Annotated in this window: 14 protein-coding genes; 9 read left to right on the top strand and 5 right to left on the bottom strand. The window is 56.6% G+C overall.

Going from position 1 to position 12,864, the window contains the following annotated elements; all coding sequences use genetic code 11:
* Positions 1–32 precede the first annotated feature (32 nt).
* From AC2444_RS26420 to AC2444_RS26410, 3 genes are all read left to right on the top strand, one after another.
* The gene (locus AC2444_RS26420; protein ID WP_003563211.1) at positions 33–227 is read left to right on the top strand and encodes a 4Fe-4S binding protein; all 195 of its coding nucleotides are present in this window, start codon (positions 33–35) and stop codon (positions 225–227) included.
* A 184-nt stretch (positions 228–411) separates the two neighbouring features.
* Positions 412–624 carry a putative nitrogen fixation protein NifT gene (nifT, locus tag AC2444_RS26415; protein WP_012755333.1) on the top strand — a complete coding sequence of 71 codons (213 nt, stop codon included), beginning with the start codon at positions 412–414 and terminating at the stop codon, positions 622–624.
* Positions 625–985: 361 nt separating this feature from the next.
* Positions 986–1,255, top strand: a complete 270-nt coding sequence (locus AC2444_RS26410; RefSeq protein WP_080518584.1) for a transposase — start codon at positions 986–988, stop codon at positions 1,253–1,255.
* A 3-nt stretch (positions 1,256–1,258) separates the two neighbouring features.
* Here the strand turns inward: AC2444_RS26410 and AC2444_RS26405 are convergent, their stop codons facing one another.
* From AC2444_RS26405 to AC2444_RS26385, 5 genes are read right to left on the bottom strand one after another with little or no spacing between them, the layout of a single operon-like run.
* Complete coding sequence (locus tag AC2444_RS26405) at positions 1,259–2,047, bottom strand: ABC transporter permease (protein WP_012755332.1); 789 nt, start codon at positions 2,045–2,047, stop codon at positions 1,259–1,261.
* Positions 2,044–3,072, bottom strand: a complete 1,029-nt coding sequence (nodI, locus tag AC2444_RS26400; RefSeq protein ID WP_012755331.1) for a nodulation factor ABC transporter ATP-binding protein NodI — start codon at positions 3,070–3,072, stop codon at positions 2,044–2,046. Before nodI ends, AC2444_RS26405 begins: the two co-directional genes overlap by 4 nt.
* A 30-nt stretch (positions 3,073–3,102) precedes the next feature.
* Positions 3,103–4,383, bottom strand: coding sequence for a chitooligosaccharide synthase NodC (nodC, locus tag AC2444_RS26395; RefSeq protein WP_128450290.1), 1,281 nt, complete (start codon positions 4,381–4,383; stop codon positions 3,103–3,105).
* A gap of 20 nt (positions 4,384–4,403) precedes the next feature.
* Positions 4,404–5,042, bottom strand: a complete 639-nt coding sequence (gene nodB, locus AC2444_RS26390) for a chitooligosaccharide deacetylase NodB (protein ID WP_012755329.1) — start codon at positions 5,040–5,042, stop codon at positions 4,404–4,406.
* Positions 5,039–5,629, bottom strand: coding sequence for a NodA family N-acyltransferase (locus tag AC2444_RS26385; protein ID WP_012755328.1), 591 nt, complete (start codon positions 5,627–5,629; stop codon positions 5,039–5,041). The genes nodB and AC2444_RS26385 overlap by 4 nt, the downstream gene beginning before the upstream one ends.
* Before the next feature lie 234 nt (positions 5,630–5,863).
* Here AC2444_RS26385 and AC2444_RS26380 point away from each other — a divergent pair, with 234 nt between their 5' ends.
* From AC2444_RS26380 to AC2444_RS26355, 6 genes are all read left to right on the top strand, one after another.
* Positions 5,864–6,811 carry a LysR family transcriptional regulator gene (locus AC2444_RS26380; protein ID WP_012755327.1) on the top strand — a complete coding sequence of 316 codons (948 nt, stop codon included), beginning with the start codon at positions 5,864–5,866 and terminating at the stop codon, positions 6,809–6,811.
* A 472-nt stretch (positions 6,812–7,283) separates the two neighbouring features.
* Complete coding sequence (locus AC2444_RS26375; protein ID WP_012755326.1) at positions 7,284–7,562, top strand: phosphopantetheine-binding protein; 279 nt, start codon at positions 7,284–7,286, stop codon at positions 7,560–7,562.
* A complete protein-coding gene (locus AC2444_RS26370; RefSeq protein WP_017996990.1) occupies positions 7,562–8,770 on the top strand; it encodes a beta-ketoacyl-[acyl-carrier-protein] synthase family protein in 1,209 nt (402 codons plus the stop codon). The genes AC2444_RS26375 and AC2444_RS26370 overlap by 1 nt, the downstream gene beginning before the upstream one ends.
* Positions 8,771–9,254: 484 nt before the next feature.
* Positions 9,255–9,806, top strand: a complete 552-nt coding sequence (locus tag AC2444_RS26365; RefSeq protein WP_012755323.1) for a sugar O-acetyltransferase — start codon at positions 9,255–9,257, stop codon at positions 9,804–9,806.
* 429 nt (positions 9,807–10,235) lie between these two features.
* On the top strand, positions 10,236–12,062 hold the full coding sequence (gene glmS / locus AC2444_RS26360) for a glutamine--fructose-6-phosphate transaminase (isomerizing) (protein ID WP_128450291.1): 1,827 nt from the start codon (positions 10,236–10,238) through the stop codon (positions 12,060–12,062).
* A gap of 79 nt (positions 12,063–12,141) precedes the next feature.
* Positions 12,142–12,633: a MaoC family dehydratase gene (locus AC2444_RS26355; RefSeq protein WP_012755321.1), complete on the top strand. Its 492-nt coding sequence runs from the start codon at positions 12,142–12,144 to the stop codon at positions 12,631–12,633.
* Positions 12,634–12,864 lie beyond the last annotated feature (231 nt).

Genomic DNA, 12,864 nt, shown 5'->3' with positions numbered 1-12,864 from the left:
ACACACTTTGACTAAACCAGAGGAGCTGAACCATGGCCTTCAAAATCATCGCCTCACAATGCACCCAATGCGGCGCATGCGAATTTGAGTGCCCCTCAGGCGCAATTAGTTTCAAAACTGACAGATTCGTGGTCGATCCCAAAATATGCACGGAGTGCAGGATTGAGTTCGACGCGCCCAAATGCAGGGCCATTTGCCCGATGCCAAACACCTGCGTCCCCGCCTAAGCAGCCGCACTAAACGCGAGAAAAAGAGTGACAAAAAAGGCTCGCCTGCGGAAGCATTTTCACGCAGGCGGGCACCCTTCATCAGCAGTTCTCGCTAAGGGGAGGTGTTCGAGCGTGGCAGCATCGTCGGGTCGCGCGGGCGTGAAACAGAGCAAATCTCATGCGTGTAAAAGAGGTACAGCCCATGAAAGCAATGATCCGGAGGAATGGGGTCGGCTTGTCGATCTATATGTCCAAAAAGGATGTCGAGGAGCCGGTTGTTGCGGTGGAGAATGAAGATTTGTGGGGCGGTTTTATATTGGTGAGGCATGGATGGCTCCTCGCCCTCCCTGACCTACCGCAGGGCACCCGGTTACCCATCACAGTGCAGGCAATGAAGCAACCCGATCAGGACTGACGCGAAACGCCCAACTTGCGGAATTCGCACGACTGACTTGGTGACGAATAGGCAACGTGGAAAAGTTTGCATCTCCGCCCCGGCCGGTCGCCGCTAACTCTGAAGTCAAATATTATGCAATCGCCCGGACACTTATAAGCCTGCCTTTGCCACAGGGTTGTATCCGCCCCCGATTGCAATATTGAGTACGACAGTAACCGCCCGATTGGCACCGCCTGCCGCCTAGCGCCCTGATGGCCTAAGACACGTGTTTAACGACGTCGTTAGCGACGTGTCTTAGGCGAGGATTGCGACGCGCGTTGAAATTCTTGGGCAGGAACGTCGTTGGCGGTGGCGCGAAGAAGACAAGCTTGCGATTGTCATGTCGGTTGGGGTTCCTGGAGCCACGATCACCGAGATTGCTCATCGTCATGATGTAACGCGGCAGCAGATATACGCCTGGCGTAGCGAGCTCAAGAAGAAGGGGCTGCTCCCGGTGTCTTCGAATGCATTGTTCATTCCCGTCGATCTAAATGCCGTGCAGAACGATACCCCTGAATTGAGGGAGAGCTGCTCCGGGATGATTGAGCTACGATTGATCTGCGGCCGCACGCTTCGTTTCGAGAGTTCTATGGCTCCCGATGCGCGCTGATCGTCAGCGCAATAGTCGGCGCCGCAGCAAGGCTGTCGATAAAAAGAATGGGATGACGATGTAGATGCAAAGTGTGCCGACGTGCAGGCAGACATCGACGACGGTGTGACCGAGCATGATCGGACGTATGAGGTCGATTGAATGCGACAGGGGCAGAAATCGCGCCGCGGTCTGGAAGACAATGGGCAGTTGGTCGACTGGAAAGACGGCACCCGAGAGAAATAATATGGGGGTGATAACCAACGTCTGATAGAAGATGAAATAATCATAGCTCGGAGCAAGGGCGGTGACGACCATCCCAAGGCTTGCAAAGGCCAATCCCGTCAGCGCGATGACCGGAAGCGCATACAGCAGCGACAGCCACTGCGTGTATCCTAGAGCGGCGGCGACCACGCCTATGCCGGCACCCGCCAAAGCGGCCTTCGTCGCCGCCCAAGCCATCTCACCGAGAACAATATCGCCTAGCCTCAGCTGTGTGTAGAGCATCGCTTCCCAAGTGCGCTGCCCCTCCATCCGGCCGAAAGCTGCGTAAATCGTCTCAAACGTTGCAGCCGTCATCGCACTTGTCGCGACCATTCCAGCTGCCAGGAAAGCAGTATAGGAAACGCCCCCAACGCGGCCCACCATCACGCCCAAGCCAGCGCCAAGGCCAAAAAGGTAGATCAGAGGTTCGGCCAAATGCCCCAGAAGCGACGCCAGCGCCGCCTTTTTCCATGCAAGATAATTTCGGCGCCAGACAGCAATCCAGTTCAAGCTGCCGCCCGGCAAAGCCGTTACGGAATCTCCACTCATTGGTACTTCCCCATCTCGCGTCCGGTTAACCGCAGGAAGACGTCCTCTAGGTTTGGCGGCCGCTCCAGGAGGCGCAGACCCCAGTGTCCGCGCAGTTGCGCCCGAACTTGTTCTGGGTCGGGGGTGTAGCAGAACAGGGTCTCGCCGCTGATTTCGATGCGCCGTGCGTATGGCTTGATCAAGAGGCTAAGCTCCTGCGGATCCCCGCCATAGATCTCGATGACGGGGCAGCCGATCTGCTCCTTTATCAGGTCAAAGGGGCGGCCTTCGGCTATCTTAACTCCACCTTCGAGCACGCACAGCCGGTCACATAAGCGTTCTGCCTCTTCCATGATGTGGGTCGTCAACAGGATCGTCTTGCCTTGCGCCAAGAGCGATCGCAAACGCTCCCAGATCAGGTGGCGTGCGTGCGGGTCAAGGCCGGTGGTCGGTTCATCCAATATGAGGATTTGCGGGTCATTGATCAGGGCGCGCGCCAATGACAGGCGCCGCTTCATGCCTCCAGAAAGATCCGCCACCCTTGTATCTGCCTTGTTTTCAAGCCGCGCAAATTCCAGCAGCGAGGGCAAGATCGCTTCGATCTCCCTGGCTTTCATGCGGAAGTACCGGCCGTAGACAATCAGGTTTTCTCTAACGGTGAACTCCATGTCGAGATTGTCGAACTGAGAAACGACACCGATACGGGCGCGCGCCGAACGAGCCTGCCGGGGTACCTGCGCTCCGAGCACCGAAATAGTGCCCGCATCGGGCGACGTCATTCCTAGAATCATACGGCTGATCGTACTTTTTCCGGCGCCGTTTGGGCCTAAAAGGCCAAAGCACTCTCCCGACCCAATGTTGAAAGACAATCCGTCAACCACGGCCTTCCCACGATATGATTTGGTAACGCCGACGAGCTCGATCGCAATAGAAGATATCGCTCCTACTTGGGGAGCGATTGCTTCTGAAATCGAAATGCACGGTAGGTTGCTTCCGCGGCAGAGCGTCTCAGCCACAGCTGCCTGTAGATCCGATTGACCGTTCATGTGGTTCCTAAGGTTTGCAAGACACAGCGATTATTCGCCGCTGAAAGTAGCTTCGGGGGCCGCCAGCATTGGAGCTTCGGATGCCTTCTGCTTTCGAACGGCGCCTGAAGCGGTGACTCCGGAGCCGCGCGACAGCCAATCACTGTTGGACAACGTACAGAGCGCATAAGCCTTCACCGGAAGTAATAGAAAGACGTTCACGAGCGTGTGCAGCGAGAAGCCAAGAAATCTAAGCTGCTTGGCACGATAAGCAGCCACGCCGCATCGTATCAGTGTCAATGATCCAATCGTTCCTATCGTCCACCAGGGCACTGAACCCGTCAGGGCGAACTGTGCAAGACCCGCCAGCACGGACAATGCGAGCAGAAGAGGGCCGGCATTCTGCCCGACGACGTCCAAAGTCAGATACCAGTTCATGCCGCGGAGGAGGTGAAGCCCAAGCATTGTATCTCGGAATGTACTCCGTGCCCAACGCAGTTGCTGGCGCAGATAGGCAGCCAAACCGTCAGGAACAACGGTCGCGGCGATGGCGCTTGGGACATATTCGGTGCGGAAGCCGGCGCTTAGCATTAGGATGGTCAGATGACGGTCCTCGCCAAAGTCACTCGGCTTTCCCCGATAGAGCTGTGTCTCGTATTGATCAAGAAGCAGGACGAAAGCGGACCGGCGGTACATGGCACAAGGTCCACAGCAACACATCACGGCACCGAAGCGCCCCTGCGCGGCGCGCTCCTCATTGCAGGCCAGCCAGTACTCCATGTCGATCAATCGGGTCAGCCACGAGTCGCTCTGATTGCTCGCTACAAGCTGCCCCATCACCGCACCGACCGCCGGATCGCGCATTTTCTGACTCAGTTTTGAAACGACGTCGGAGGCGAGAGTGGTGTCTGAATCCACGTTCAGGATCAGGTCCCCGGATGATCGGGAAATGGCAGCGATTTGCGCTTTGCGCTTTCCGACATTCCTGGGAAGCATGATGAATTCGAATCTCGCGTCGCCCGCATAGGCAAGCTGCTCGGCCACGACGGCGTCGCGATTTCTGGAACCGTCGTCAACCACATAAACGCGCAACACCCCCAGATAATCCTGGTTGGCAAGGGATGCCAGGCAATCTGACAGGACGCGTGGGCTCTCGTTAAACGAAGGAACAATAACGTCCACGCTAGGAAAAGGTCTCTCTTCAACCGTGATTTCAGCTGTTTCCGACGTGAGAGTTCGCCGAGCATGAAGGACCTGCACACTCCTATAGGCGGAGGAAAGCAGTCCATAAACCGAGACGGCGGCGATGCTGGTTGTTTCAAGCAAGGTCATGATTTCTCGTCGATTTGGTTTTATTGGGGAAGTGAACGAAGGGAGAATCCACGGCTATGCAGTGCCGGGATAATTGCCAAGAGCGCCGAAAGTGTTTGATCACGCAGTCCGGTAAGCTTGCAGTTCCCGACCTCATCGGGTGGGCAACCGTCGTGCAAAAGCACGATTGCACCTGGCCGAGCAGCAGCGAGTACCGCCTCCACGATAGTATTGGCTCCAGGACGGGACCAGTCTCTCGGGTCTATCGACCAGTGAACAGGTCGAAGTCCGGCGTTCATCGATCTTGAAAGGACATCCGCGTTCCAAGCGCCGTATGGCGCTCGTAAATGTTGAACCGCAGCTTGGGGACACGCCGAGACGATGGCTTTGTTTGCCTCATTTATCTCTCGTTCGATCGCCTCCGGGTCACAGGCCGTAAGATCGGGGTGGGTCATCGTGTGATTGGCAACCAAGTGACCTTCTGCCGCAACACGGCGGACAAGATCCGGATGGTCTTTGACATACGCGCCGAGGACGAAAAAGGTGGCTGGTACGCGGTGTTCGGCGAGCACATCCAGGATTTGGCCAGTACAGTGCGGATTGGGACCGTCGTCGAACGTCAAGTAGATGCTTCGATCGTCGCTCCACGGCACTTCGCTGATATAAGCGCGCCGCTTCATAGCTCGCAGCCGTTTCGTTCGATCAATGATCCGGAAGGCCACTCGCTCATCGGTCGCCCTATCGGAAATACCAGGACGAGCACGTCTTCGGTGCGCGTGGAGGGCATATCCGGCAGCGCATCTGGAAGGGTCGAGCGTACACGAACCCCCGTGACGATATTGGAGATACCGTCTCGGCAGAATCTCTCCACGTGGTTCCGCATGGCATGTCGGACGGTGCCGAAGGCGAACGGCACCGCCAGCTCCTGCAAAGCCGGTGCCAAAGCGCGGATCGAGTGAGGGATGCCAAGCCCCTCGAGATCCGGCCGCACACCATACAAGCCAAGTTCGGCGACCAGCAAATCGGTGTCACCAACTTTTATGAAACGACGCAGCAACCCCATGTGACTTGCTATGCCTTTTGAATCGTAAGCAATTGCCCGGCGTTCCGGCCTCGCACCTGCCCAACTGCGGCCAGTCTCAAAAGGTTTGGCATTGAATTCGCCAGTCGGACCATAGGTTGCTCGGAAAAATTCAGACAGTTCCGCATGATCCGACGGTTCGAGATCATTTTCCCAAGTTATTTTCCACCGCACTCCAGCAGACATGCAAAGCTCCAATTCGTTTCTCAGCCACAAGTCCAAAGCAGCAAAGATTGGTGCAAGCGCACACGCTGATGGGACAGATGGGACCGCTCGTCGTCAATTTGCGACAGATACGATCCGCCTCCGCTCGCTAGTTTGCTTTGGCGCCTTGATAAGTTCCGGCCTTTCTAATAAGCACTCCGAAAGATTGGTAAAATTGATTGTTTGGATCACAATCATCTACATCATGGATCGAATATGCGTTTTAAGGGCCTGGATCTAAACCTTCTCGTGGCGCTCGATGCTTTGATGACCGAGCGGAAGCTCACCGCGGCAGCGCGCAGCATCAATCTCAGTCAGCCAGCCATGAGCGCAGCCATCGGTAGGTTGCGCGCCTACTTCAATGACGAGCTGTTTGTGATGCAGCAGCGCAGACTTGTCCCGACACCGCGAGCCGAGGCGCTCGCCCCTGCCGTTCGCGAAGCTCTACTGCAGATTCAGCTCTCCGTGATTGCGTGGGATCCACTAGTCCCCGCGGAATCTGACCGGCGCTTCAGGATCGTACTGTCGGATTTCATGACGCTGGTATTCTTCGAAAAGGTCATAAAGCGCGTAGCGCGCGAGGCACCCGGCGTCAGTTTTGAATTGCTCCACGTCAACGATGATCCGGAGGAGCGCCTGCGGAGTGGAGACTTGGATTTTTTGATCCTTCCGGATCAGTTCATGTCAGCCACTCATCCGAGTGCCAAGCTGTTTGAAGACAAGCTCGTATGTGTCGGCTGCCCTAACAATCAGCAGCTGCGCGGGAAGCTTTCCCTCGAGCGATTCATGTCGCTGGGACACGTCGCGGCCATGTTTGGACGTACGTTGAAACCTTCCATTGAACAATGGCTATTGCTGGAGCACGGTTTTAAGCGGCGTATTGAAATAGTGGTCCCGGGTTTCAACTCGATCCCGATGTTACTACAGGGGACTAATCGGATAGCAACCCTTCCCTTGCTACTTGTCAGACATTTCGAACCGACGGTTCCCCTGCAGATCGTAGATCATCCCCTGCCTCCGCTTTCGTTCACAGAAGCACTACAGTGGCCCTTGCTTCACAATTCAGACCCCGGCAACATCTGGATGCGCAACATAATACTGGAGGAGGCTTCGCGCATTGAGTCATCCGCCGAAGGATGCTCCCAAGAGGCCAGAGCGACCTAATCCTCGTCGAGCTACCGTCGCTTAAAGTACTACAATTCAAACGGGACTCGCCTACCTCACGCGTTGACCAGCCGCACGGTTTCTAGGATCGCGATGGATTTGATGAGCAGGTCACGTCGCGAGAGCTGCCATCGGTCCATTTTGGCCGGCAGCCATGCTCGGCTCCATCAGCGTTTGTGCTATGTTGAAAGTCGCGACCCCACGCCAACCTCTCCTCGTCCTGGATCTCGCGCTTCATCTGAGCGCCACATGAACAACGGCGGAAGCGAATGATGCGCGTGGCTCATTGCATTATCCATACTGCGGATGCTTCCGATCCAATCAATCAATTTTACCGATCCTTCAGCATGCTCCATAGCACAGACCAGACGGGGGCCAACCCCTCCCGCAGGAGCATCGAACGCGCTCAAGCCTTGCTCTGCCCGGCTGTGCGCCGCGTTCAGGACTCGCTGGAATGATGGAAAGGAACACGATGGCCGATCAGCTCACAGTAGAAATTATTGCTGCAATCAAAAATCTCGCCCAATCAGAAAATGGCGGGAGGATTCCTGTGGCAATCGGAGAAATCACCGCTGATAGCGAATTGACCTCCCTTGGCATCGATTCACTGGCTTTGGCCGATGTGCTCTGGGACCTGGAGCAGGCCTACGGAATCAGGATCGAGATGAACACGGCCGATGCTTGGTCTAATCTGAAAAATATCGGCGATGTCGTCGAAGCCGTTCGCGGTTTGATCGCGAAGGAGGCGTGATGGACAGGCGCGTCGTAATCACGGGGATAGGCGGAATATGCGGATTAGGAACGAACGCTTCATCAATTTGGAAGGAAATGCGCGACGGCCGCTCTGCAATCAGCCCGATCATCACGACTGATCTTTATGATATGGAAGGCACGGTCGGTGCCGAGATCAAGGCGATTCCAACACACGACATCCCGCGCAAACAGCTTGTCTCTATGGACCGCTTCAGCCTGCTCGCAGTGATTGCTGCAACCGAAGCCATGCGACAGGCCGGGCTTTCCTCCAATGAACAGAATGCCCACCGCTACGGCGCCGCGATGGGCGTCGGCGGGCCTGGCTGGGGAACGATTGAAGAAACCTACCGCAGTATCCTTCTAGACGGAGTGACCCGCGCGCGCATTTTCACAGCACCGAAGGGAATGCCAAGCGCGGCTGCCGGTCAGGTCAGCATTTATCTCGGCCTGCGCGGCCCCGTCTTCGGCGTCACCTCCGCCTGCGCGGCGGGGAATCATGCCATCGCTTCCGCGGTAGATCAGATCAGGCTGGGCCGTGCAGACGTCATGCTTGCCGGGGGAAGCGATGCGCCGCTCACTTGGGGAGTCCTGAAATCATGGGAAGCACTGCGCGTGCTTGCCCCTGATACCTGTCGCCCGTTCTCCGCCGACAGAAAAGGTGTTGTCCTTGGCGAGGGTGCCGGAATGGCTGTCCTGGAAAGCTACGAGCACGCCGCTGCCCGCGGTGCGACTATGCTTGCCGAGGTTGCCGGAATAGGACTCTCCGGCGATGCCTACGACATCGTCATGCCGTCCATCGAGGGACCCGAGGCCGCAATGCGCAGCTGCCTCGCCGATGCCGAGCTGAACCCGGACGATGTAGACTACCTCAACGCGCACGGGACCGGCACCGTTGCGAATGACGAGATGGAGACGGCCGCGATCAAGCGCGTCTTCGGAGACCACGCTTTTCAGATGTCCGTCTCCTCCACCAAGTCCATGCACGCCCATTGCCTGGGTGCCGCCAGCGCACTTGAAATGATTGCCTGCGTCATGGCGATCCAAGAAGGCGTCATACCGCCCACCGCCAACTATCGTGAGCCTGACCCCCAGTGCGATCTCGACGTCACGCCCAATGTCCCGCGTGAGCGCAAGGTGCGCGTGGCGATGAGCAATGCGTTCGCCATGGGAGGCACCAACGCCGTCCTGGCATTCAGACAGGTGTGAAGGGGCGGACGATGTGGCCGTGAATGGTTCCAGCTGCAACCGCGAGGGCCGCTGGAGAGAAGCTAACTGGGGTGCTGTTACTAAGGCAGGTCAATTCGCACCGATGGTTAGCCCACAACGGCTCGCCGGCGATTGCTCGCAAGGCGTGGCGAGGAAAATATGGTTGCGTTCCGTAGTTATGATCATTGAAGCAACCGGCTGGAAAGAGCGCCCGCTCCGGGTTTGGCACTCGGAGCGGCTCTTCAACTCCACTTGCTATCGATTCCGCTTGCCGGCCGGGCTAGTCACTGCCACTTCCAATCCACTGCTGTCGAACGAGCCTCTGGACCACGCAAGCGCCGCGTTGTCGACCGTTTTCGTGCCGGGACTTCTCTTCTGCGCCATGCGATATTGAGCGTCGAGAAGAGGAGCTATCTGAACCTCGTTCAAGCCGGGCGTCAGAGGACTAACAGCTTCATCCATGAACGCGAACTGAGAACAGACAATGACACGCACTCAAAAAGAAAAGATGCTGGCGGGCGACATGTACAACCCCGCGGACGAGGAGATTCAGACGGATTTGTTGGCCACGGGAGCTTGGCTGAAGAGATACAATGATACACTGGGAAGTACGGCCGAGCATTGGAACGCACTTCTTCTGGAGCGACTAGGAGAGGTCGGAACTGGAGCCGTCATCCGTCCGTCATTTCATTGCGACTACGGCTTCAACATCAGGCTTGGTGCCTACGTTTACATCAATTTCAACTGCGTAATCCTTGACGTAGCAGAAGTGACGATCGGTGCTGGGACGGCAATCGGACCGGCTGTGCAGATTTACACCGCCGACCATCCGCATGATCCGGAGCAGCGGCAGGCTGGTCTGCAGCTGGGTCGGCCTGTCCGGATTGGTAAAGACGTCTGGATTGGCGGTGGAGCAATTATCCTCCCAGGGGTGACGATCGGCGACAACGCCGTCATCGGCGCCGGAAGCGTAGTCACCCGCGATATACCCGCAGGGGAAAAGGCCATGGGAAATCCGGCTCGGTTGAAGCGCTGACGCAAGCCTGAGGACGCCATTTCCCAGGCTCTGCATGTCAACCCCACAGTCGGGCTCACATTGCCACCTAGTCGATGCGCGGCTGGGGTTCGGTATATTTCTGGTATTAACGGCAACGCGGCAACCTAAGGTCTTCCGACGAATGCACAGGGTGTGGCCTTTGCACGTCTCGCCGGACCGGTGAAAGCTGGGCTCGGCTGAGAAGACGCAGGTCTCACGATCAATGAAGGGTTGGTGTGAGGACTCGTGATTTTCCGCGAGTACAAATTGCCTAACGGCCTCACGGGCAGCGCATCCATGGTTTGGATGACAGCGATCACAACAATCGATTTTAAATATCTCTGAGAGTGAGATTAGAAGGTCCTCAAATGGGTCGCGATGGAAAGCATCATACCTGCGTCCTTTGGCACACCGAACGGAGACAAATCAATGTGTGGGATTGTGGGCATCGTCGGGCGGCACCCGGTGTCGCAGCGACTGCTCGACGCGCTAAAGCGTCTGGAGTACCGCGGATATGACTCCGCTGGCGTTGCCACGATCTCTGAGGGCAATTTGGAGCGCTGCCGTGCGCAGGGCAAGCTCGTCAATCTCGAGATGAGGCTAAAGCAACAGCCGCTAGACGGGATCATTGGCATCGGCCACACCCGCTGGGCTACTCATGGGGCGCCGACAGAACGAAACGCTCACCCCCATATTGTCGACGGTATTGCTGTTGTTCACAATGGTATCATCGAAAACTTCGCGGAGCTGAAGGCCGAACTGGAGGCGACTGGTGCGGATTTCGAGACGAGCACCGATAGCGAGGTCGTCGCGCATCTCCTCGCAAAATCCTGTCGCGAGGGTATGAGTGGCCAAGAGGCTATGCGTGCGATGCTGAAGCGTCTGAAGGGGGCCTTCAGCCTGGCAATAATTTTCCAAGATGACCCATCCACTATCATGGCGGCGCGCAATGGACCGCCGCTGGTGATTGGTCATGGCGATGGGGAAATGTTTCTAGGCTCCGATCCTATCACGCTTGCTCCCTTGACCAACGAAGTTACCTACCTCGTCGACGGCGACTGGGCCGTGATCGAGAAAACAGACTTCAGGATCTTCGACAGTGAGGGCAAGGTCGTCACACGCCCTCGACACACCTCGACGGCTTCAGCCGACCGAGTGACCAAGGGTGAATATGACCACTTCATGGAGAAGGAGATCTACGAACAGCCCGAGGTCATAGCTGGAGCTCTTGCCCGCTACGTCGATATTGCCAGCCACCGGGCGGTCCAAGTATCAACGGAAATGGATTTTGCAAACGTGAGTAGCCTTGTAATCTCCGCATGCGGCACTGCCTATTTGGCAGGCCTGATCGGCAAGTACTGGTTCGAACGCTACGCACGCCTTTCAGTGGAAATCGATGTTGCTTCAGAGTTCCGCTATCGCGATATCCCCCTGTCGCCACATGCGGCGGCGCTTTTCATCTCGCAGTCCGGTGAAACCGCCGACACGCTAGCATCAATGCGATATTGCAAGGCACACGGGCTGAAGGTCGGCGCCGTCGTCAATATAAGCGAATCGACCATCGCCCGAGAAGCCGATGTCATCTTCCCGATCCTTGCAGGTCCTGAGATTGGGGTCGCCTCGACCAAGGCATTCACTTGCCAGCTCGCAGTTCTTGCTGCTCTGGCGATCGGTGCAGGCAAGGCGCGCGGTACTATCACCGAGGACGAGGAGCGGCAACTGGTCATGAGCTTGATTGAAATGCCGCGCATCATGAGGCGGGTGCTGCGGAACATTCGGCCAAAGATCGAACTCCTGTCAAAGGAACTTTCGGGATACTCTCACGCGCTCTTTCTTGGCCGCGGCACCAGTTTCCCTTTGGCGATGGAAGGCGCGCTAAAGCTCAAGGAAATTTCTTATATCCACGCTGAAGGCTATGCCGCCGGCGAACTGAAGCACGGCCCGATCGCGCTTGTCGATAAAAACATGCCCGTCATCATTATCGCGCCACATGATCGATTCTTCGACAAGACCGTCTCCAACATGCAGGAGGTCGCCGCACGCGGCGGCCGCGTCATTTTTCTCACCGATGAGAGCGGAGCTGCGCGTTCGAAGCTCGATACCATTCACACACTCGTGCTGCCGGATGTCGAGGAAATAATCGCCCCCATCATCTTTTCTCTACCTCTACAGCTGCTTGCCTACTACGTGGCGGTCACCAAAGGAACCGATGTCGACCAGCCGCGCAATCTCGCAAAATCGGTCACTGTCGAATAATTGCGTAGCTCCTGGAGCTAGCACGATTTCGGGCAAATACCGAAACCTTTCCATTGAAATTTAGAATAAGTGAGGTCGTATGAATGAAATTTCGCTCGCGGATGTGTCTGGGCGAGTTGGCCAGGAAGTTGGAAGATCCGAGTGGATCATGATCGATCAATCAACAGTCGATCTCTTCGCGGATGCAACGCATGACCATCAGTTCATTCATGTGAACCCCGAACGCGCTGCGGCGGAAAGCCCGTTCGGCGGAACGATCGCTCATGGTTTCCTGACACTCTCACTGTTGTCGGTGATGAATTTCAGCGGAATGCCAAAAATTCGCGAGCAGTCAATGGGCCTCAACTACGGCTTCGACAACGTGCGCTTCATGTCGCCCGTTAAGACTGGCAGCCGCGTACGCGGCCGCTTCGTATTGTCTGACTGCCGTTTTCGGGGCTCAAGCATGCTGGTGACGACCTACGAGGTGACTGTCGAGATCGAAAACGAGAACCGGCCCGCACTCACTGCCAATTGGATCACGATTGTTCAGTTTGATCCAAAAGATCGGCCAAAGACGTCTCATAGTTGATCCAAGCTATAGGTACTACCCATTGATGTTGTTGACCAACGAGGGCAAACGATCTGACGGGGGATGCCAATGCCGCTCGGGTTTTTATCCGCAGGCGGCATTGGGCGAAATCAGTCACCACGGCGCAAACGGCTCTCTCCCTCGACGACAGGCCATCTGGTCCTCCAGAAGCGGCAATTACACCGTCTTGGCTGCAGACGATTAAGCCGTCCACCGCCACACCTGAGCTCT

The sequence above is a fragment of the Rhizobium sp. WSM1328 genome (assembly GCF_057653715.1).
Note: the sequence above shows the minus strand (reverse complement) of the source record. Positions and strands in the feature narration are given on the sequence as shown.